Origin of the sequence: Microcoleus sp. Z1_B2, assembly GCF_036700325.1 — a bacterium.
Taxonomy (GTDB): domain Bacteria; phylum Cyanobacteriota; class Cyanobacteriia; order Cyanobacteriales; family Microcoleaceae; genus Microcoleus.
The window spans coordinates 72,574-93,325 of record NZ_JAUBOQ010000021.1; the positions used below are offsets into that span (position 1 = coordinate 72,574).

Annotated in this window: 22 protein-coding genes; 5 read left to right on the forward strand and 17 right to left on the reverse strand. The window is 45.5% G+C overall.

Annotation, left to right across the window (positions count from 1 at the left end; all coding sequences use genetic code 11):
* Positions 1–33: 33 nt before the first annotated feature.
* From dapA to QT984_RS14410, 3 genes are all read right to left on the reverse strand, one after another.
* On the reverse strand, positions 34–927 hold the full coding sequence (gene dapA / locus QT984_RS14400; protein WP_333054761.1) for a 4-hydroxy-tetrahydrodipicolinate synthase: 894 nt from the start codon (positions 925–927) through the stop codon (positions 34–36).
* Between the two features lie 106 nt (positions 928–1,033).
* Positions 1,034–2,077: an aspartate-semialdehyde dehydrogenase gene (locus QT984_RS14405; RefSeq protein WP_333054760.1), complete on the reverse strand. Its 1,044-nt coding sequence runs from the start codon at positions 2,075–2,077 to the stop codon at positions 1,034–1,036.
* A gap of 132 nt (positions 2,078–2,209) precedes the next feature.
* A complete protein-coding gene (locus tag QT984_RS14410) occupies positions 2,210–2,413 on the reverse strand; it encodes a hypothetical protein (protein ID WP_333208246.1) in 204 nt (67 codons plus the stop codon).
* 675 nt (positions 2,414–3,088) lie between these two features.
* Between QT984_RS14410 and tig the strand changes: the two genes are divergently transcribed.
* The 3 genes from tig (at position 3,089) to clpX (ending at position 7,056) form a co-directional block, all read left to right on the forward strand.
* A complete protein-coding gene (tig, locus tag QT984_RS14415) occupies positions 3,089–4,507 on the forward strand; it encodes a trigger factor (protein WP_333054759.1) in 1,419 nt (472 codons plus the stop codon).
* A gap of 506 nt (positions 4,508–5,013) precedes the next feature.
* Entirely contained in the window at positions 5,014–5,703 is a 690-nt protein-coding gene (gene clpP, locus QT984_RS14420; protein WP_333041644.1) for an ATP-dependent Clp endopeptidase proteolytic subunit ClpP, read from the forward strand.
* 9 nt (positions 5,704–5,712) lie between these two features.
* The gene (gene clpX, locus QT984_RS14425; RefSeq protein WP_333054758.1) at positions 5,713–7,056 is read left to right on the forward strand and encodes an ATP-dependent protease ATP-binding subunit ClpX; all 1,344 of its coding nucleotides are present in this window, start codon (positions 5,713–5,715) and stop codon (positions 7,054–7,056) included.
* A 301-nt stretch (positions 7,057–7,357) separates the two neighbouring features.
* Here the strand turns inward: clpX and QT984_RS14430 are convergent, their stop codons facing one another.
* On the reverse strand, positions 7,358–9,439 hold the full coding sequence (locus tag QT984_RS14430) for a DNA polymerase III subunit gamma/tau (RefSeq protein ID WP_333054757.1): 2,082 nt from the start codon (positions 9,437–9,439) through the stop codon (positions 7,358–7,360).
* A gap of 538 nt (positions 9,440–9,977) precedes the next feature.
* Between QT984_RS14430 and QT984_RS14435 the strand changes: the two genes are divergently transcribed.
* Positions 9,978–10,889 (forward strand): hypothetical protein, encoded by a 912-nt coding sequence (locus tag QT984_RS14435; RefSeq protein ID WP_333054755.1) that lies wholly within the window; start codon positions 9,978–9,980, stop codon positions 10,887–10,889.
* Between the two features lie 17 nt (positions 10,890–10,906).
* Here the strand turns inward: QT984_RS14435 and QT984_RS14440 are convergent, their stop codons facing one another.
* The 4 genes from QT984_RS14440 to QT984_RS14455 form a co-directional block, all read right to left on the reverse strand.
* Complete coding sequence (locus QT984_RS14440; RefSeq protein WP_333054754.1) at positions 10,907–11,629, reverse strand: DevA family ABC transporter ATP-binding protein; 723 nt, start codon at positions 11,627–11,629, stop codon at positions 10,907–10,909.
* Positions 11,630–11,747: 118 nt separating this feature from the next.
* Complete coding sequence (gene devC, locus QT984_RS14445; protein WP_333054753.1) at positions 11,748–12,908, reverse strand: ABC transporter permease DevC; 1,161 nt, start codon at positions 12,906–12,908, stop codon at positions 11,748–11,750.
* Positions 12,909–13,097: 189 nt separating this feature from the next.
* Positions 13,098–14,741, reverse strand: coding sequence for an HlyD family efflux transporter periplasmic adaptor subunit (locus tag QT984_RS14450; protein ID WP_333054752.1), 1,644 nt, complete (start codon positions 14,739–14,741; stop codon positions 13,098–13,100).
* A gap of 71 nt (positions 14,742–14,812) precedes the next feature.
* Positions 14,813–15,550, reverse strand: a complete 738-nt coding sequence (locus tag QT984_RS14455; protein ID WP_333054751.1) for a phycocyanobilin:ferredoxin oxidoreductase — start codon at positions 15,548–15,550, stop codon at positions 14,813–14,815.
* Between the two features lie 90 nt (positions 15,551–15,640).
* Between QT984_RS14455 and tatA the strand changes: the two genes are divergently transcribed.
* Positions 15,641–15,871, forward strand: a complete 231-nt coding sequence (tatA, locus tag QT984_RS14460; protein ID WP_333271011.1) for a twin-arginine translocase TatA/TatE family subunit — start codon at positions 15,641–15,643, stop codon at positions 15,869–15,871.
* 61 nt (positions 15,872–15,932) lie between these two features.
* Here tatA and panB read toward each other — a convergent pair whose 3' ends face one another.
* The 9 genes from panB to QT984_RS14505 all read right to left on the reverse strand — a co-directional run bounded on the left by panB (position 15,933) and on the right by QT984_RS14505 (position 20,726).
* The gene (panB, locus tag QT984_RS14465; protein WP_333374258.1) at positions 15,933–16,709 is read right to left on the reverse strand and encodes a 3-methyl-2-oxobutanoate hydroxymethyltransferase; all 777 of its coding nucleotides are present in this window, start codon (positions 16,707–16,709) and stop codon (positions 15,933–15,935) included.
* Positions 16,710–16,729: 20 nt separating this feature from the next.
* On the reverse strand, positions 16,730–17,029 hold the full coding sequence (locus QT984_RS14470; protein WP_333054748.1) for a type II toxin-antitoxin system RelE/ParE family toxin: 300 nt from the start codon (positions 17,027–17,029) through the stop codon (positions 16,730–16,732).
* Positions 17,026–17,292: a type II toxin-antitoxin system ParD family antitoxin gene (locus QT984_RS14475; protein WP_333054747.1), complete on the reverse strand. Its 267-nt coding sequence runs from the start codon at positions 17,290–17,292 to the stop codon at positions 17,026–17,028. The genes QT984_RS14470 and QT984_RS14475 overlap by 4 nt, the downstream gene beginning before the upstream one ends.
* A 148-nt stretch (positions 17,293–17,440) precedes the next feature.
* Positions 17,441–17,857 (reverse strand): aspartyl protease, encoded by a 417-nt coding sequence (locus QT984_RS14480; RefSeq protein ID WP_333054746.1) that lies wholly within the window; start codon positions 17,855–17,857, stop codon positions 17,441–17,443.
* Positions 17,858–18,009: 152 nt separating this feature from the next.
* Positions 18,010–18,474 carry a hypothetical protein gene (locus QT984_RS14485; RefSeq protein ID WP_333054745.1) on the reverse strand — a complete coding sequence of 155 codons (465 nt, stop codon included), beginning with the start codon at positions 18,472–18,474 and terminating at the stop codon, positions 18,010–18,012.
* Positions 18,475–18,528: 54 nt separating this feature from the next.
* Entirely contained in the window at positions 18,529–19,335 is an 807-nt protein-coding gene (locus QT984_RS14490; protein WP_333271003.1) for a hypothetical protein, read from the reverse strand.
* Positions 19,336–19,393: 58 nt separating this feature from the next.
* The gene (locus QT984_RS14495) at positions 19,394–19,873 is read right to left on the reverse strand and encodes a hypothetical protein (RefSeq protein ID WP_333054743.1); all 480 of its coding nucleotides are present in this window, start codon (positions 19,871–19,873) and stop codon (positions 19,394–19,396) included.
* A gap of 90 nt (positions 19,874–19,963) precedes the next feature.
* Positions 19,964–20,347, reverse strand: a complete 384-nt coding sequence (locus QT984_RS14500) for a toxin-antitoxin system TumE family protein (RefSeq protein ID WP_333374260.1) — start codon at positions 20,345–20,347, stop codon at positions 19,964–19,966.
* A 1-nt stretch (position 20,348) separates the two neighbouring features.
* Complete coding sequence (locus QT984_RS14505; protein ID WP_333054740.1) at positions 20,349–20,726, reverse strand: hypothetical protein; 378 nt, start codon at positions 20,724–20,726, stop codon at positions 20,349–20,351.
* Positions 20,727–20,752 lie beyond the last annotated feature (26 nt).

The following is a 20,752-nucleotide window of genomic DNA, read 5'->3' on the forward strand; positions in this document are numbered from 1 at the left end:
TATTCAGTTGTCTGAAAACTCGTTCTCGCTCGTCTAGCTAGCTGATACTGCTGCTAGCTGACTCAGTACGTCCTTTAACTTTTGAGTTACCTCAACGGGCGGATCGCACAGGGGCGGACGGGTGGAGCCGACATCCCAGCCTTGAAGCTTGAGAGCTGTCTTGACTGGAATGGGATTTGTGGTGAGAAAAAGAGCTTTAAACAGGTCAAAAAGTTGCAAGTGAATCTGGGTAGCGACTTGAACTTGACCGGCCTCGAAAGCTTTGATCATCTGTTGCAGTTGTTCTCCTACCAGATGGCTGGCTACGCTAACTACACCAGATCCTCCTACCGCCAACATTGGCAAAGTTAGGGAATCATCTCCAGAATAGATGGCAAATTCAGGGGATGTCAAGCACCGAATTTGACTTGCTTGATCCAAGTTGCCACTTGCTTCTTTTACGGCCACAATGTTGGGAATTTGGGCCAATCGAGCCACCGTCTCCGGCAACATATTCTGACCAGTGCGACCGGGGATGTTATATAACATTATAGGCAATTCTGGAGCAGATTGCGCGATCGCCCGAAAATGATTATATAAACCTTCTTGCGGGGGTTTGTTGTAATAAGGAACCACCTGCAAACAACCGTCTAACCCTAGTTTAGCTGCTTTTTGGGTAGCTGCGACTGCTTCTGAAGTAGAATTCGAGCCTGCTCCGGCGATTACCAACGCCTTACCGGCCACCGCCTTTTGTACCACCTGAAATAATTCGTACTCTTCATCCCACGTCATAGTGGGAGACTCGCCAGTAGTGCCGCACACTACCAAGCTATCTGTACCGCGATCGGCTAAATGAACTGCCAATTGTTCTGCTACCGCATAGTTAACGCTGCCGTCTTCCTTAAACGGCGTAATCATTGCAGTCAGAACCCGTCCAAACTTTACCACACTTTCTCCGATTTTAGACTGTTGATGTTTGATTTTAAATTTTTGATTTCAGATGAAAGGTTTATCTAAAATCCCCAATTTCAATTTTCAAGTTGCGAGGCTTCCCCTAATTAGAAGCCGCCGCCACTTGGCTTCGCAACAAATTTTTTTCTACCAGCAACTCAGCTATCTGCACCGCATTTAAAGCCGCCCCTTTGCGAATTTGATCGCCCGACAGCCACATTTCCAACCCGCAGGGGTGAGAAATATCTTGGCGAATCCTGCCGACTAACACGTCATCCTTACCGCTGGCTTCTGCGGGCATCGGGAAATAATTAGCTTGCCAGTCTTCTACCAGCTTAACCCCGCTTGCCTGCTTTAAGATTTCCCTGGCCTCGATCGCGCTAAAAGGCTCTGCAAACTCTAGATTAATCGCTTCCGAATGAGCCCGCAGTACGGGAACCCGCACACAAGTTGCCGTAATTTTAATCTCGTCCGTACCAAATATCTTCCGAGTTTCGTTTACCATTTTCATTTCTTCTTCACAATACCCCAAATCGTTAATCGGGGTGTTGTGCGGAAACAAATTAAATGCTAACGGGTAGGGAAATATATCTGTTTTGGGAGTTTCTCCCTGCAAAATTGCTCTTGCTTGAGCTTTCATTTCCTCCATTGCCCTGGCCCCCGCCCCGCTGGCAGACTGGTAAGTTGCTACAACGATGCGCTGTATCGGCCTAACTTTGTGAAGTGGCCAAACGGCAACCGCCATCAAAATAGTCGTGCAGTTGGGATTTGCAATTATACCTCGGTGAGCTGCTGCCGCTTGGGGATTGACTTCGGGAACCACTAGCGGTACCGTCGCATCCATGCGGAAAGCGCTAGAATTGTCAATTACCACTGCCCCGGCTGCCACAGCTTGCGGAGCCCATAATTTAGAAGTAGAGCCGCCGGCAGAGGCGAGCACCAAATCTACATTATCAAAAGATCGCGCCGAAACTGCTTCCACCTGCAGCATCTCGCCCCCAAAAGGCAAGGTAGTGCCTGCTGAACGTTCCGAAGCCAGCAGCTTCAAGTGAGAAATCGGAAAAGTCCGGCTGTGCAAGAGTTCTAGCAACTCGGCCCCGACTGCGCCGGTAGCTCCTAAAATGGCAACTCGATAGGATTGAGACAAATTAGTTTCCTCCACAAATTAGAGTCTAAAGGATCGAAATCAAAAATTTAAATAACTGCAATTCTCAATATCAAACTTAATTAATGTTATGCGATATCAGGAGCATGAGAGGATAGCAATGGTGCAGTTAACCTAAAAGGGCGATCGAACTTCCCGATCGATCCGTGCGATCGTACCCAATGCCAGTTTAGCATCTTTTGTCGCTCGCCCACGCCCAATCCGCATCCGGTTAAGTTTTGCGATATATCTGCATTTTCGCAGGCGCATCCATTGACTTTGACTGGCCGCAGAGACCGGCAAGATTGACATCACAGGGCGATATGTGCTATGGTGCATCGGCAATTAGTGGACTTAACCTCCACATTCCTAGCAAAAGCTAGTATCCTCAAACCCAAACTATTTGGCAAGAGCCAAAAAAGTAGCCGGCAATGACTTACAGTCTCATCCGGTAAAGGTGTTGTAGTTGTGCCGTTACGAGTCAAAGCGTACAAAATTAAAATGCAGGCAAAGTCAGATTTGTATGTATTTTATCAAGGAAATTGGGTCTAAAACCCTGTCCTTCTAGGACGGCTTTAATTTCTTAAATCCCTTCCTAAAAGTCAGGAAATTTCTAGTATTCTAGAGTAGTCAAGGTTAAACTCCTGCGCCCTAGTGCATAAAAACAGTTAACGACACACTTTGGCGCGTAAACCGGGGGACAAAGAGCGGCGAAAACTCTATAAACAGCTAGGGGCTTAACACAGTTCCTTTAACCAGAGAAACAAACTATTTAGTCTTGTTAAGTAGGGTAGGGCATACCCGAACTCTAGGTAAATATCCTAGTACGCTTTTGGAGATAGACCAAGAGGGATGACTGCGAATCAGGCTCGTTAATTGGTAGGATTTCTACGGTTAAAAAGTTTGAGGATTGCCGAAAGGACGCAACATTTTAAGGTCAGTCGCTGAATTAAGAATCCCTGACCTAAAGGACAGGGAGTGTCAATACACTATTGTTAAATATCAAAAAAGCCGATGAAAGTAACCCAGGAAAAACTTCCAGCTAGCCAAATTGGTCTGGAAATCGAAGTACCGTCAGAAAAGTCAAAACAAGCTTACGAGCAAGTAATTAAACAATTTGCTCGCGAGGTTAGTATTCCTGGGTTCCGCAAAGGCAAAGTTCCCCGTCAAGTTTTGCTACAGCGCCTAGGCCAGAGTCGTTTGAAGGCGACGGCTTTGGAAAATTTGATTAATGATTCCCTGCAAAAAGCCCTCGAACAAGAAAAAATTGCGGCAATTGGCAGTTTTGAACTTCGCACCGAGTTTGAAGAATTACTAGAGAAGTTCGATCCAGAACAGCCTCTGATTTTTTCGGCGAAGGTTGATGTACAACCCGAAGTAAAAATGGGTCAGTACACAGGTTTGCAGCTTCAAGCAGAAGAAGCTAAGTATGATGAGGGTCAGGTAGATGAGGTATTGGCAAAATATCGATCGGACAAAGCTACTTTAATCCCCGTAGAAGGCCGGCCAGCTCAGTTGGGAGACACGGCTTTGGTTGATTTCTCCGGTAGATTTGCGGAAGCACCAGAAGGCGAAACTCCCGCAGAAATTCCCGGTGGCGAAGCAGAAGACTTCCAAGTAGAATTGTCGGAAAATCAGTTTGTACCGGGCTTTATCCAAGGCATGATCGGGATGAATCCAGGAGAAACGAGAGAAGTTTCTGTACAGTTCCCCGAAGAGTATAGCAGTGAAGAATTAGCCGGAAAACCAGCAGTCTTTACGATTACCCTCAAAGAACTTAAGGAAAAAGAATTGCCGGAGTTGGACGACGACTTCGCCCAAGAAGTCAGCGAGTTTGAAACCTTAGCAGAACTGCGCGAATCGCTGGAAACTCGGTTTAAAGCCGACCAAGAAAACCAGACATCAGCTAATAAGGAAAAAGCTATATCAGCAGCACTTGTGCAGCTAATAGAAGTGGAAATTCCCGAAACAATGGTCGATCGCGAAATCGATTATTTGTTGAATCAACAAGCCCTCCAATTGAAAAATTACGGCATAGATATCAACCAACTGTTTACCGAAGAAAATATGGGCCCGATGCGGGAACGCTCGCGCCCGGAAGCAATCGAGCGCCTCAAGCAGAATTTAGCTCTGGCAGAAGTAGCCAAGCTGGAATCCTTATCTGTTGAACCAGCAGAAGTAAAAGCAGAAGTAGCAAAAATCAGAAAGCAGTTTCCCAAAGGAGATTTTGACCCCCAAAGGTTGCAGGAATTTGTAGCAGAAGACTTGCTCAAACAAAAAACCCTGAAATGGTTGGAAGAAAAAGGAACAATCGAACTCGTACCTGAAGGCTCACTGACTCCTGCAGCAGCAGAAGAATCAGAAGAATCGGACGCTGAAGATTCAGCAGAAGCAGCCACGAGCGTTGAAGTGGAAGTCGTAGGCGAAGAATAGGGCGCAGAATCAAAGTAGTAGGGACACCGCACGCCAGCCCTTCTTCGTGTCAACAAACACGTTAAACCCGCAGTCGGGCAGGGGTTTAAACCCCTGCCTCAAAGCGCAAGTCCTCGCTATGAGGACTGAATAATTCATTAGTCCTCATAGTGAGGACTTTAGCTATAAGCCCCGTGGAATTGATTCCCTGGCGGACTAGCGGGCCCACTGGTGGACTTGGCAGGCTGAAAGCTTAAGTGGACACTAATTGGCTCTTGGAGTGTGCCTAGGGCGGGGATCGGGGGTATCTGAAGTGCGATCGAATTTTACGTTTAATGTCGAGCTACTGTTGAATTTGGGTTAAATAGTCACAAGATTTTTGCTCGACTATGCCCTGTTTGGCCAATGCCCAATTCCCCATTCCCCCGATATCTGTTCAGAAGAGGCATAATAGTTAAAAGCTGGCGGCTTAATTTAAAGCTTTCATCAGCAGCAGCAAATTGTCTAGAATCCTTGACTGGTGTCTTATGGTTGTATCTCAATCTTCCAATTACCTAATTACAAGCTATAACGATTTTGATGTCAGTTCCAGCCCCAGCAATGTAGTGCCGATGGTGCTAGAACAGTCGGGGATGGGCGAGCGGGCTTTTGACATTTACTCGCGCTTGCTGCGGGAGCGAATTGTGTTTTTAGGAACTCCCGTAACCGACGAAGTTGCTGACTCAATAGTGGCTCAGCTATTGTATCTAGATGCCGAAGACCCAGAAAAAGATGTCCAAATGTACATTAATTCCCCCGGTGGCTCGGTGACGGCCGGCATGGCAATTTATGACACAATGCAGCAAATCCGCCCGGATGTGGTGACGATTTGTTACGGTTTGGCAGCGAGTATGGGCGCATTTCTGCTGACAGCAGGAGCTCACGGTAAGCGGATGTCTCTTCCGAGTTCCCGGATTATGATTCACCAGCCGCTTGGAGGTGCTCAAGGTCAAGCAGTTGATATTGAGATTCAAGCCAAAGAAATCCTTTATCATAAGCGTAAGCTGAATCAACTGCTAGCGCACCACACGGGTCAACCGATCGACAAATTAGAGGCGGATACAGAGCGCGACTTTTTTATGTCAGCCGAGGAAGCCAAAAATTACGGTTTGGTCGATCGAGTTATCGCTAAGGAAAACCTTCCGACGGCGGGAGAGAATGTCACTGCACTGAATTAAGAGGCTGTTATGTCTAAGTACGACTCCCATCTAAAATGTTCGTTTTGTGGCAAGTCTCAAGAGCAAGTACGCAAGTTGATCGCAGGGCCCGGGGTGTATATCTGCGACGAATGCGTTGACTTGTGCAATGAAATTTTAGATGAGGAGTTGTTTGATTCGAGTGCAGTGCCCGCAGCGGCGGTGGCTCCGAAGCAGGAAACGACGCAAAAGCGCCGCGGTACTTCGGGCAAAAGTATGTCGCTGAGCCAAATTCCCAAGCCGAGGGAAATTAAAAATTATCTCGACGAAAATGCGATCGGGCAAGATGAGGCGAAAAAGGTGCTCTCGGTGGCAGTTTACAACCACTACAAGCGCCTGAGCTTTATCCATGCCAAAAATAGTGGCAAGCACCCGCCGGAAGAAGTAGAACTGCAAAAATCGAATATTTTGTTAATCGGGCCGACTGGTTGCGGCAAAACTCTGCTGGCTCAGACTTTGGCGGATATGCTAGACGTGCCGTTTGCGGTGGCTGACGCGACGACGCTGACGGAAGCGGGCTATGTCGGGGAAGATGTGGAAAATATTTTGCTGCGGCTGCTGCAAGTGGCAGATATGGACGTGGAAGAGGCGCAGCGCGGAATTATTTATATTGATGAAATTGACAAAATAGCCCGCAAGAGCGAAAATCCTTCGATTACGCGGGATGTTTCTGGGGAAGGCGTGCAGCAGGCGCTGCTGAAAATGCTGGAGGGGACGATCGCCAATGTACCTCCCCAAGGCGGGCGCAAGCATCCCTACCAAGACTGCATCCAAATTGATACCAGCAATATCATGTTTATCTGCGGTGGTGCTTTTGTCGGTCTGGAGAAAGTGATAGAGCAGAGAACGGGCAAAAAGTCAATGGGCTTTATTCAGCCCGGAGAAGCTCAGCCGAAGGAAAAGCGGGCTGCTGATGTACTCAAGCAACTGGAACCGGATGATTTGGTGAAGTTTGGGATGATTCCTGAGTTTATCGGGCGGGTGCCGGTGGCGGCGGTGTTAGAACCGCTGGATGAGGAAACGCTGATGGCGATTTTGACGGAACCCCGAAATGCTTTGGTTAAGCAGTATCAAAAGCTGCTGAAGATGGATAATGTGCAGTTGGACTTTAAGCCAGAGGCGATTCGGGCGATCGCCCAGGAAGCATACCGCCGCAAAACTGGAGCACGGGCGCTGCGGGGAATTGTCGAAGAATTGATGTTGGATGTGATGTACGAGTTGCCGTCGCGCAAGGATGTTGCCCGGTGTACGATTACTAAGGAAATGGTCGAGAAGCGATCGACTGCTGAGTTATTGGTACTTCCGTCTTCGCTACCAAAACCGGAATCGGCTTAAAAGTTTTCACATTGTCAATAAGTCTTTTAGGGCGGGATCTCCTGCCCAACCCATACTCCCCACAAGAAAATTCACTCTTTGTGGAACAGGCCGGAAAGCCTGTTCTTGAGCATGGTACAACATATCATATCGTTTCCGGTTGCATCGAAATTATTAGTAGCCGAAATTAGGAGACGGCAGTGCCGTCTCCCTACCCAAAATAACATTGTAGGGAGATGGCACTGCCGTCTCCTCTATCATTTCCAAGAGTGCAACCGAAATTGATATCATATCAAGCCAATGCCCAATGCCCAATTCTCATTTACCAATCAATAAAATCATCCTCACCTAACTCAGAAGATAACTCGGAAAAATCAGGTTCAGATTCCAATCTAAAAGTTTCCGACTCCCAAATCTCCAAGTCATCAGACAAATCGACTACTTGCCCGTCAAACATATCAGCCCATTGCCTAGCCCTATTCGCGACATCTCGCGCGTCATCACGCACCGCTATAGCCTGAGCGTTAAAGTCAGTTTGAGAGTCTGTAGAACCGTTTGTGGGCGATCGCGATTCGGAAATTGCCGGCACATTAACAGCGGTATTTTCAGTCGCAGGCGGGTGTTTTTGTTCTTCTCTACCCTTCCCCAAAAAATCATCTGTAATCTCAGAAGCCGCCGACTTCTGCACCTGTTGGCCCGCATCATCCGCAGGATGAGAATTGCTGGCATTTTCGCCACCACGTCCGTTAGAAGTTGGCAAATTCTTGGTGCGGGAACTATTAGTTTCAGCGGGATTTGTCAAGCCCACCTTTACTGTTACTCGACGGTTAAAAATTTGCAAAAAAGCTTCTGCAATATTAGCTACTTTGTCTTTAACCATATTGAGCAACGGCTGCGAACTAATCTTAACATAAGCAGTATCATTGCTAAAAATTACTAGCTGTCCATGTTGACGAAGCAGCGATTGAGTTCCATGGGGCCGCACGCGGTCAAGTACCTGTTCCCACACTCGATTTAAATCGATTTCATCGCCTGAATTAGCCGGGGAATAATTTGTTTGATTCGTTTCCGCAGTTGGTGCAGGTGCAGGAATCGCTGCAGGAGGTGTGTTTTCTATTCGATTAGCCACAGGCGGCGACTGCGGCGGAGGATTTTGCGAATTGGGAACAGAAGATTGTTCAATATTAGATGTTTGACTTCCTCCCGATTGTAGGGGCGGTGCCCCCGTGCCCGCCCTTGGTTGGGGGGGGTAATTTTGTGGTGGTTGAGCAACATTTTTCGCTGGTTCGGCTGTTGGTTGCTGCTGAGTTCTAATTGCTGATGGCAATAATCCCAACAGCGTTACTTCCAGCCACAAACGCGGCTGAGTGGTGTTTTTAATTTGCACTTCGTGGGTTTGCAAATGTTTCTGACCGGCCAAAATCAACTCGGCATCCCAATTGCGGGCAAAATCCCCCAGTTTTTCCCAAGTGGCCGATGTTAAAGCTACTAAATCTGACCGTTTCGGGGCAGCTTTGGCTATTAGCAAATCTCGGTAAAAGCTCGCGAGACTTTGCAGCACGATTAGCGGTTCCCGACCGCGATCCATTAGGTGACGAGTCATGTCTATTAATGCTGTAGCGTTATCTGTATCAATAGCTTGCAGCAAATCCATTAAATCATTTTCGGGAACCGCACCGACTAAATCCCAAACTTTTTCGACTGTTACTTGACCGGGAAATAAGCTCAGTTGGTCGAGCAAACTTTCGGCATCTCGCAGACCTCCTTGGGCGATTTGAGCAACCATTTGTACTGCATCACTGGCAATATTGATGTTTTCTAATTGGGCAATTTTGTGCAAGTGAGCAATCATTGCTTCGAGTGGTATGCGGCGGAAGTCGAACTTTTGGCAACGAGAAATAATAGTTGGTAATACTCTTTGTGGGTCGGTTGTGGCGAGGACGAATACAACGCGATCTGGCGGTTCTTCTAATGTTTTCAATAAGGCATTAAATGCCTGGGTACTGAGCATATGAACTTCGTCGATTACATATACTTTATAGCGGCACTGTACGGGCGAAAATTGAGCTCGTTCAATCAAATCCCGAATGTTATCTACTCCGGTGTTGCTGGCGGCGTCAATTTCGATGACATCTAGTGTCGAACCTCGGGCAATTTCTTGGCAAACGTTGCATTTGCCACAGGGTGTGGGGGTGGGGGCTACCGTAGAAATACAGTTGAGGGATTTGGCGAAAATTCGGGCACTGGAGGTTTTACCGGTGCCTCTGGGGCCGGTGAATAGATATGCTGGTGCTATGCGCTCTTGTAGGATGGCGCTGGTGAGGGTTTGGGCGATCGCCTCTTGACCGACTAATTCGGCAAATGTCTGAGGGCGATATTTGTGGTGCAGGGGTTCGTAGGTCACGATCGAATATTGGTGGTATTAGCTGTAATCTTAGCTAAGGAGACGTTGTTCGATCGCAAAGAGAGCTAGACTCTCACAGCAAGCCGCCCGGTGGGCTTGCACGGGGGGAGTGAGCCAACAGTAGGAATTAGCACTCTTCAATGTCCGCCCCTCGATCGTCCGGGCGATCGACTGTTCTGCTTGATGTTTTCCGCAGCTCGCTTCCAGAGTTAGTATTAATTTATGTGTATTTCTTTTTATTTTTCTAGAAAAGGAGACCCCCGAACCAACATTTTTTTTAGCTGTATTGGTATAATATCTTACAGACAATTCACCATTTCTATTGGCCAGTACCAGCGCACGATTTTCCGATATTTCGGAAACCTGCTTGCAGTTAAAGATAAAGTATTAATTAGAGGGTGCGTGTTCCAGTTGCAGAAATCCAGTTGTACCAAGATGATGGTGGAATGATGTCAATGTTGGTTGATCCAGTTGCACTACCAGCTCTACTCTGGAGTCCTGTATAAATATAGCGTCAAATTTTACCCTTTAAAAGCCCATGTCAACCCAAATAATCCTTGTAGAACCAAGGTTGGCAGTAGCCTCTCCCAAACCTAAACAGGCTAAACCCGGAGATCCGTCCTCAGACCAACTCTTCATGGGAGCGTCGGGATTACTGTTGTTATTGCTTATCGGTTTAGCTGTGTTTACCAAGCTAAAACTCGACGATTTGAGCAAAAAGCTCAAGTTTGAGGAGTTTAGAAATCGAGAACTCCAGAAAAAATACAAAATGGCTCTGGAAACCATGTCAAAGATGGAAAAGAATCCCGACCTTATCCACTCGCGAGACTTTAATTTAGACTACCTGAGAATGCGAATGGCGGAAGAAGTCTTTCACTTTGCCATTGTGAATCAGATTAAGGTAAAAGTCAAAGAGAAAATTAGTATTGCCCTGCGTCCGACTCAGGCTGCAGTGGGAGATAAAAACGGGAATGCCGGCAGTGGCAGGCAAGTGGATTCGATGTTTGATATCGAATACGAAACTGGCGATCCGGCGGTAAAAATAGAAAAACGAGTGCTGTTTCGGATTCAAATTAAGCTGATGAAACTGCCGACTCAGGCTACATCAGCGACAATTAATCAAATTATTGACTGTTTGGAAACTTATCTGAGTCCTTCAGACGACCACGACAGTTGGCAGCCGACAATTCAAGGTCGCATCGTTCATATTGAGTGGGATCAAAAAGCCAAGCCGACGCCGATGTTGGTGCTGGAACAGTCGAATGAAGGGGTGAATGTTACCTTTAGGACTACGAGAACGCCTGCGGGCCGACCTGCAAATGACCTTGAGAGCCAGTTGACAGGAGCGAAAGGCCAAAAAAACGGCAAAAGTAGTTCTAAAACTCCAGCCAAAGGTGCAACAAAAAGTCCTGCCAAGGTAGGAGGAAAGCGTCCCGGTTCTCGGAAATAAGTTGAGGTGGATTAATATTATTTTCCCGAAAGAACGCCTGTGGCAGCCGCTGTTGATGTATCTTGTGCGAGGTAGCCGTCTTCCATGTGAATAATGCGATCGGCTATGTCTAAAATGCGGTTGTCATGGGTGACAAGCAAAATAGTGCTGTGCTGTTCTTTGGCTAAACCTCGCATGATTTCTACCACATCTCGACCTGATTTACTGTCTAGTGCTGCTGTGGGTTCGTCTGCTAATACTAATTTCGGCTGGCTGACTAATGCGCGGGCGATCGCAACTCTTTGTTTTTGGCCGCCCGAAAGACTGCTTGGGTAATAATCTATTCTGTCTCCCAACCCCACAGCTTCCAGAATCCCTTCTATTTTATCATTAGTTTCTTTGTTAGAAAGATGGTTGTGTAGGTCGAGGGACATTTGCACATTTTGCCTAGCACTCAAGCATTTCAGCAAATTATGAGCTTGGAAAATATAACCGATGTCGCGACGGACTTGTACTAATTTATTTTTCGGCGTTCCCCGCAATTCTTGGTCGAGAATTTTCAGACTACCTTCTTGGATAGATCGCAAAGCTCCAATCAAGGTTAACAATGTTGTTTTACCAGACCCCGAAGGCCCCGTCATTAGCACGATTTCGCCCGGATAAATTTCTAGGTTGATGTCAAATAATGTCTGTTTGCGAAGTTGACCTTCGCCGAAAGAATGGTTGAGATTTTTAATTGAGACAACTGGTAGAGTGTTCATGGTTATTAGTTATTAGTTATTAGTTATTAGTTATTAGTTATGAGTGTTTTTTTATTTCATAATTCCTCATTCTTTAATCCGTGTATCCGTGTCAGAATCCGTGTCGTGCCTTCCTTCCTTAAAAAATATCCGCCGGATCTGCCGCCTGCAACTTCCTAACCGCGATCGCCCCCGATACAAAACACATGACTGTTGTCATGACAAACACAGTTACAACTTTCCCCAAAGTCATGTACATCGGCAAACTCGTAGCAGTTCTCGCTAAATTGTACAGCACCACAGAAATCCCAAGTCCGGGCAAATAGCCCAGGATTGCCAAAATTAAAGCCTCTTGAAAAACCACACTCAAAAAGTAACTGTCTTTATATCCCATCGCCTTCAAAGTAGCGTACTCTGGCAAATGGTCAGTAACATCAGTATAGAGAATTTGATAGACAATCACGATGCCGACAATAAATCCCATAGCCGCGCCGAGAGTGAAAATAAATCCGATCGCCGTGCTTTCCTCCCAATATTTTCTCTCAAAAGCTACAAACTCTTCTTTAGAAGCAATAGTCACGTCTTGTGGTAAAGTTGCCCTCATTTTTTCAATAACCGCCTTGACATCAGTTCCCGGCTGCAAGTGAACAATTCCGACATCAATTAAGCCTCTAGTTCTTCTACTGTTAAAAATCCGCAGAAAGTTCAAATCGCTGGTAATAATATTGCCATCAGCACCGAAAGATGCTCCTAGAGTAAATAACCCCTCTACAGTAACGCGGCGGTTGTCTATTTCAGTTTCCACAGGCTTTCCCTGGTTGAAATAGTCTGCTACTGGCCCAAACTCCGGGCGGGAAGCTCGATCGAATAAAACGACATCTGAAATTTTGATTTTGTCCAAATTATCCTTAACTTCCGGCAGATCAAAGATGGGACGATTGGGGTCAAAACCGATTATCATCAGTTGGCGGGTATTGTTTTTGTCTGGTGCGGGATTTTTCCACAAACCAAAGCCTAGATATACCGGGCTGATTCCGGTAACGCCGTTAAAACTCAAAGCTTGATACAAACGCCGTTGGGGAAAACTTTTCATGGCTATTAAAGCCGTTGACTGGGTGCTGGTGATAAAAATATCTCCTTTTAATTGCGAGTGAAAGCTGATGGAACTTTCAAACAGCGCATCTCTAAATCCAAACTGGATAAACATCAGCAAGTCGGCAAATCCAATGCCGGCTAGCGCGATTACTAAGCGCATTTTTTCGCGAGTTAACTGTGCCCAAGCTAGCGGTATTTTTGCCATAAGAGTCAATCAATTTTAGATTTTAGATTTTAGATTTTAGATTGGGGATTTTGGATTGAATAATTTTAGGATTTAAGCACGGGTGTTGAGAAACCGGGTTTTTTACCCTTATATTTGATTCACACCCTTAATCTCGGTAAAAAACGCGGTTTCTTGAGTGCCCATGCGTAAGTTTGGTCAACGTAAAATTTAGATATCTATTTTAACTTCAACCTGCAAGTTTGTTAAGGTTGCAACTTTTTTGCTCGACTCGGGATCGAGGCGAATTCTTACTTCGATAACTCTAGCATCAGTGTCGGCGGCGGGGTCGGTATTCAGGACATCTTTTTTGCCGATTTGTTTGCCGATGCGAGCGACTGTTCCTGCCAAAGTGCCTGCCAAAACGGGGCTGGTGACTGCTGCGCGCTGGCCGTTTCGCACTTTGGCGATGTCGGTTTCATAAACTTCTGCTACGGCGTACATTTGGTCGGTGCCGCCTAGTTCTACGATGCCGTCTTGGGTGTTGACGCGTTCTCCTTGTCGGCTGTGAACTTTGAGAATGTAGCCGGATACGGGTGCTTTGATGTAACTTAAGTTTAAGTCTACTTGAGCTTTTTGTTTGGCGGCGATCGCACTTTCTACGGCGGCTTGGGCTGCTTGCACATCTTCGGGACGTACTTCGGCAATTTGGTCTAGATTTGCTTTGGCTTGATTGATTTCTTCTTGGCCAGTTTCTGCTTTTTGTTTGAGTATTGCTTCGGCTTGATTAATTTGTTCTCTACCTGTTTCTATCTTTTGATTTAAGGTGGCTCTGGCTTGGTTAATTTCCTGCCTACCAGTTTCTAATTTGCGTTTGAGATTGGCTCGCGATTGATTGATTTCCTGCTGGCCTGTTTCTACTGTTTGTTTGATTGTTGCTTTCGTTTCGACTATTTGCTCTTGCAGTGTTTGCACGGTTTTTTCTAATATAGCTTGCGCTTCTTTGACTCTCTGGCGAGCCGTCTCTACTGCTAAGCGTTTGGTGTCGTAGGCGGAAGCAGAAATTGCGCCTGTTTCGGAGAGTTCTTTATTGCGTTTTTCCTCGGCTTCGGCGTTGGTTAATTCGGCTTTTAGCCGATCGACTGTAGCGTTTTGAGAGGCAATTTCGCCCCGCAATTGAGCTTCTAACCTAGCCAATTTGGCTTGCTGCACCTCTGTTTCTCTTTGGAGTTGTGCCTCAAATTTAGCAAGATTAGCTTGTTCCGCTTCGGTTTCTCTTTGCAGCGCGGCCTCGAATTTGGCGACGTTAGCTTGTTCGGCTTCGGTTTCTCTTCGCAGTTGAGCTTCTAAGCGGGCGACATTGGCGGCTTCGGCTTCGGTTTCTCTTTGCACTTGTGCTTCAAACTTGGCAACTTCTGCTTTCCCGGCGCCGACAACGCCTGTTTTTGCGCCTGCTTGAATTTTCGCTAATTCTGCTTGTTTGACTTTGACTTCTTTGTCGGCTTGTTGGAGGATTGCTTGGAGCCGATCGCGCGTATCGAGAACTGCTATGATTTGTCCTTGACTGACTCGATCGCCCTCTTCCACCTGCAACTGTTCAATTCTTGCTCCCTCCGACGCCGAAGGGGCCGACAATTTGATAACTTCCCCCTGGGGAGTCAACCTACCCAAAGCGGTAACGCTGTTGCGGGTGGCGACGGAAGTTGCAGCCGCCGTTGCAGCCGCCGCCTTTAACTCTTCGGCTTTTCTAATTTGAGATACTTGCCAAAAACCGACTCCTGTGGTAATTACAGTGGCGGCGATCGCTAAACCGATGATTCCTCGCCCTGGGGGTTTTAAAAATGATTTATCCTTGAGCCGTGATTCCTTTACCATTACTTATAAAGTAGGTGATTTCCTGATTAAGTTTTTTCCCCCTACTGTAAAGTATTGTAAACAATTTTCAGCTATTTAGGGATATCAAAAAGCACCTCGGTCATGTAATGTTCTGCCCAATCTTGACCGAAAGCTTTTTCGAGTACGCGGCGGGTTTTGTCGTTTTGCTGCTGCTGGGTGCAGTAGTAAATTTGAGCGTCTAGAATTTCCGATGTTTCGGCGGCAGAGACTGGTTCGGAAGCGACTGCGTGTTTGCAGTGAATTTCAACGTAGGATTCAACAATATCCAAAAACCGACTGTTTTCTTCGATCGACTCTGGCCGCACAAACAGACAAAATTCTGAGAAAATATCCCCCCATTCGGGAATTGGGCGGGGACAAGAAAATTGCTTGAGTGGCAAAGTTTCCAGTTGGGTTCGGTAGGTTTCCGACAAAGTTCGATCTCGATTGAGGGGAGAAAGGTCTGCGATCGCGGCGCTAACTTGCCCTTTGCCTGCTACGATATCCGTACCGAACATCGGCAAAGCATAATTCGGTCTGGGAAACATCACGCAGTGCAGAATGTCAAGTACCGGCCCGACTTTAGCGAGTTCAAGGTGGATTTTGCGGAACTGGGGCGTTTGATAGCAGCGGTTTTCCACGATCAGTTTTTCTCCTTCCAAGCGCCCTTCTATATATCCCAACTCAGCGGGCAGGTGGTAGGGTTCGAGGTCGAGGTAGCGGTGCCATACTGCTTCCATCCGGTCTGCTAAATCGCGGATGAGATGATGCTGTTGTTCGCGCAGAGAAGGCTGGGATATTTCTAACATTCTTATTTATCGGGGGATAGCTTAATAAAACTCGATTCTACTCTTGCAGGATGCAGGAAAAAACGTAGATACTTTAACAATATCAGTAGATTGACTTACGATCGAGCAAGTTTTACAGGAGATGAGTGTATGTTTGGTCTGGGATTGCCCGAAATGGGCATTATTGCGGTGGTTGCCATACTAATTTTCGGCCCCAAGAAGATTCCTGAGTTAGGAAATGCTTTGGGAAAAACGCTGCGGAGTTTTAAGGAAGGGGTTGGTCAATCTGAGGATGAAGCTGTTGAGAAGGATAAAGAGGAAGAGGGCCAGCCCAAAGTGTAAATTAGGTTTGTAGTGAGGATTTTAGTCCTGATTTTTAAGGGTTCAAGCCCTCACTACGAACCTATTCGGGAAATTTGCCTTCTCTAACTTCTAGAGAATAATCTGTTACAGCTTGAGTAATTGTCTCTCGCAAATTGACATAAGCTTTTGCAAAAGGCGGCTGTTTTTCGGAAAGTCCCAACAAATCGGAAGTAACTAATACTTGTCCGTCGCAGTGCGGCCCGGCACCGATACCAATGGTGGGAATAGTTAATTTTTGGGTAATTTGGGCGGCTAAGTCTGCGGGAATGTGTTCTAAGACGATCGCAAAGGCACCGGCTTCTTGAAGTGCGATCGACTCTGCTATGATGCGATCGGCAGCTTCAACAGTTTTTCCTTGTTTTTTGTAGCCGAGTTGGTGTACCGACTGCGGAGTTAAACCGACGTGTCCCATCACTGGAATTCCGGCGGATGTTAGCTGCGAAACTGTGGCGGCCATTGCTGGATATCCACCTTCTAATTTTACAGCTTGAGCGCCGGTTTCTTTCAAAACTCTCCCCGCCGATTGCATGGCTTGCTGGGGACTTTCTTGATAGGTTAAAAACGGCAAATCGACAACAATTAATGCTTGTTTAACACCGCGACGCACTGCTTTAGCGTGGTGCAGCATTTCATCGAGAGTGAGGGGCAGTGTTGTCTCGTAGCCCAATATGGGCATTGCCAGAGAATCGCCGACTAGGATGATATCTACGCCTGCTCGATCGATGAGTTGGGCGATCGCATAATCATAAGCTGTCAGGGCAACAATTGACCGCCCTTGTTGTTTCCACTGAATTAATTGATGAGTAGTGACTGACATTTTAGTGCAAAAATATAATATTATCTGTCTTCTACAAAAACATCCTCAAAGTCTCTATAACCACTCAACACCCTTTCAATTTGGATACCATTTTTAATAACGCGGTAAAAAATTACATATTTATCTACAGGGAAACTGCGTAGAGACGGTGCTAATTCCTCACGACTGCGCCCCATTTCTGGAAAATCTGCTAATAAACGAAATTTTTCCTGAAAAACATTAAGAAAATGGTTGGCTGCATTGGCGCTAAACTGCAACAGATAGTTCGTGAGTTCCCTTAAATCTTGCTTGGCGGGGGCACTCAAAGTGTATCGACTCATTTTTCACCCTCATCGGCTTGCTGAATCTCCTCACGCAGTTCTCTTAACACTTCTTCACCATCAAAAACCTCTCCGCGATCGGAAGCTTCAATTCCAATCATTATTTCCTTGCGGAGTTCCTCTAAACGCACCAAGCGTTCCATTTCTCGTTGTTCTAGCAATCGTAACGCAGCCCATACCACTTCAGAAGCTGATGAGTATCTACCGTTGTTGACTGTTGACTGAACAAACTGCTCTAGTTCGGGAGTTAAGGATATGTTCATTACGTTGAGTCACCTATTTGAGTCAACTACTATTTCCCATAATAACAAAAAACTATCAAATTTTGCGATCGGGATTTTAAACAATGAATCAGAGACAAGTAAGCTCTCATGTAGGTATAGCCAGCATTTAACGTTAATAATTTAGATTTTACACCCGAATATAGCTTTGCATTCCCTCCGCCGGCAAAACAATCAACCGCTGATTTTTAAAGTCCGGTTCTAAACCCAAATCTTCGAGGGGAATTAAGCCGAGTAAAGGTTCTTCTCCTGCGGGAATTTCTACACAATCATACCTGCCTTCCCGTTCAGCTACGGCAAGACTGACATCTTTGAACAGACGAAATGGTCGAGTTCCTATTGCTGTATTTCCTTGGATTTCACCAACTAAAGTTAAACCTAACTGACTGATAATATCTGCTGGTAAACAGAGTCGAGTTGCTTTTTTATCTACTAGGACGTTATCGATGGTGACCGATCGTATTTGCTCTGTGGCGATAAATCCTCTTTCTGCTAGCATCTTGTCTACTTCGTTGGTGACGGTTATTGTTGCGGTAAGTCGGCCCATTTTTTATCCTTTTGTTTTGCTATAGAATGTTGCCGTTGCCTTTCGACTAAACGATCTACAATCGAGGTTGCCTATTTTACATTTTAACAATATTTGTAACTAAAAGCGCTGTTGTTCTTTATTCTTTAAATTGGGTTGAGAAATATGGCAACTTAATAGCAAAAATGTTCTCTAATTATTGAATTACGAAGCTTCTGCCATTCTTGTTTAGAAACATCTGCACGAGTTTTGTCACCCGATGGATCGCGGATATCCCAAATTGTATCTGCAATCCGATCTAGCGATCGCCCATGATAACGATAATCGAAGTCCCAGAAAGCATCACCGACGCAATCTCCTTGTGTAGTAATCATTTCTCGATCGACTGTACTACGAATAGCATTCCATTCGCGGATGTAGGCCGAAGAATCGTCAGAACGCAATTTGCGACCTCCTAATTGAGGATTCACTCTATAAAAAAACCAATCCGTAAACCTATCCACAGCTTGAGTGCGTGATTCATAATCGCGCGCTGTAGCAATGTCTAGATTGGAACCAGCGAGTACAAGGGCTATAGCTAACGCACACAACCCTAAAAACTTCGATTTTGACTTAAGTGAAAGTGATTTAGTTAGCACGATTAAACCCAATAAAAATTATCAATATCCCAGATATAGCTGCCAATAAATCTTTTATTTCCATCCATCTTTAGAACAAGAAATTCCTCCGGTTTTAGGTGCGAGAGTAGATAAACACCAATAACTTTTTCCATCAAACACAACGCCTTTTGTGATATATTGTAACTCAGATAGAGGTTGCCACGGTCGGTCGATATTAGACTCATCATAATATCGATATTGTTTTCCCTTTACCTCTAAACCCTGAGCCGAACCTCCCAACCAATAACGACCTTCTTGAATTATGTTTGATGACGATTTTTGTTGATTGCTATCTGTCTTTTTCTCAATCCACCAATTCCTCACAAAACGTTTTGTATTTTCAGAACCTCTTGTTGTAGCGACTATAACTAGCAGTTCTCCTTGTTGATTGATAAACTCAAAACGACAAGGCCCTTCTCCTGTACCCGAACAATCCTTAATCTCTTTATATCCTAAATCAAATAGCTCTTTAACCGAACGATCTCTGAGGTTAGGTTGACTTTGTAAGCTTGGCTGCCACCCTTGTTTAATCAGGATTTGACGCGCCTCTTTGTATGGCATACCTTGTTGAAGAGGGATTTTTTTGGGGGCATTTACAGAAGTTTCAAGGCTGACTAGAACTTTTTTATTCAAAGCCTCGATAGTTGAATTTTCTTCTGGATGATTCAGGTGATTTTTTTTAGTTGTTGTATCGATGTTTGCACTATTTAGGCTGGGAAGTTGTTGCTGTGTGGCAGCATCGGCCAAACTTGTAGATCCAATGGCGATTAGTCCCATCAAGGCTGCAATAATTCTGGTTGTAACAAGAGTGCGATCGCATATCCAATTTTTCATACTCATCGGTTTAAAACCTTTCTTTTTACAATCAATGCTGCTTGCGGCGTAAGGCGATCGAGTCTCACAATCCACAATTGGAAATATACATTTCGCGTCGAATTGCTGACCATTCACTAATGCCGATCCGATCGCTTTTGGGAATGGGCTGTCCGGTTCGTTGAGGATGGCGGCTGTAAAAAATTGTATCTGCAAGTAAATCGTAGGTTTGCTCGTAGGTTTCGCCGTTAATTGTCGTGAATTCCCATCCTGTCTCTTCTGGGGCTGGCATAAAACAGACTTCTTGTACCGACTTAACTCGCGGATCGATCGCTTCGCGCAATCTCCGCCATTGATTGCTATATTCGCGATCGCCCCCATGGAGTTTGCGATTGTTTAACTGAGGATTAACCCTGTAGAATAAGAAATCAGTCAATCGATCGACGGCTTGTTCTCGCGATTCGGCTTTGGCTAGATTGGGGCTGCTGAGGACAAGGGCGATCGCGATCGCACAAATTATTGATAATCTGGAGACGGGTTTAATTGACAGCGACTTGATTAGCATAAGAGTCTATAAACCGGGTTTTCATGAAAATACTTGGTTACCGTCCGTAGACTCCGCACAAACCCGGTTTCTTTGGTATTTATGAACATATTACAACAATAACCTGTTGATTTCATGTAACACTTCAGCTAACGTGGGTGCGGAAGAGGCCACAATATTTTCTTCACTCTCTTCATGCTTATGGTGAGGTAAATTAGGTAAATTCAACTTAGGTTTATGGTCAGCATTATCATAACGAAAAATTAGATTTTCCGACGAATTAACATAGTGATATGAATACATATCCCGCTCAACTTCTGTAATTACATAGACAAACTCGCGCAGATGAAGTAATGAGCCATCTGGAAAGTAAACCCTCCCCCGCAAAAACCCGGTATAACTATCACGTTTGGCTTCTGTCAGTAGAAAAGACTCAACTGCTGTACAAGCAGCAATAGCCTCCCGAATTTGCTCAAAATACTCCTCAATGAACAAACTATGCCTCCCTCATTTCACTCACTAATTGAGCTGTGGCTAAATCGGCGGTGATTGTGGCTATAGTGCCATACCGCCGGGACTGCGGCGTTACAAAAAATTCAATACTGTTTAATTCCTTAGCATTATCTTGCAATCTCTTCAGCATCCTAGATTCACCAATCCACTCATCAAAGTCGGGACTATGATGTAATTCATCATTGCTAAACTTGCTTAAAAACTCTTGAGTGGAAAATTGATATTGAGTTTCAAACTCTCTCAATCTCTCCTCAGTGACTCTAATTCCATCGGCGAGTAATTGTAACTCTTTAGTAATCGCATCTGTGACGAAACGCAGGATTGAGTCTGGGCGTTCACAGATGATTTTGATTTCAGCCATTCTTGTGACTCCTTTTGAAGCTTAGA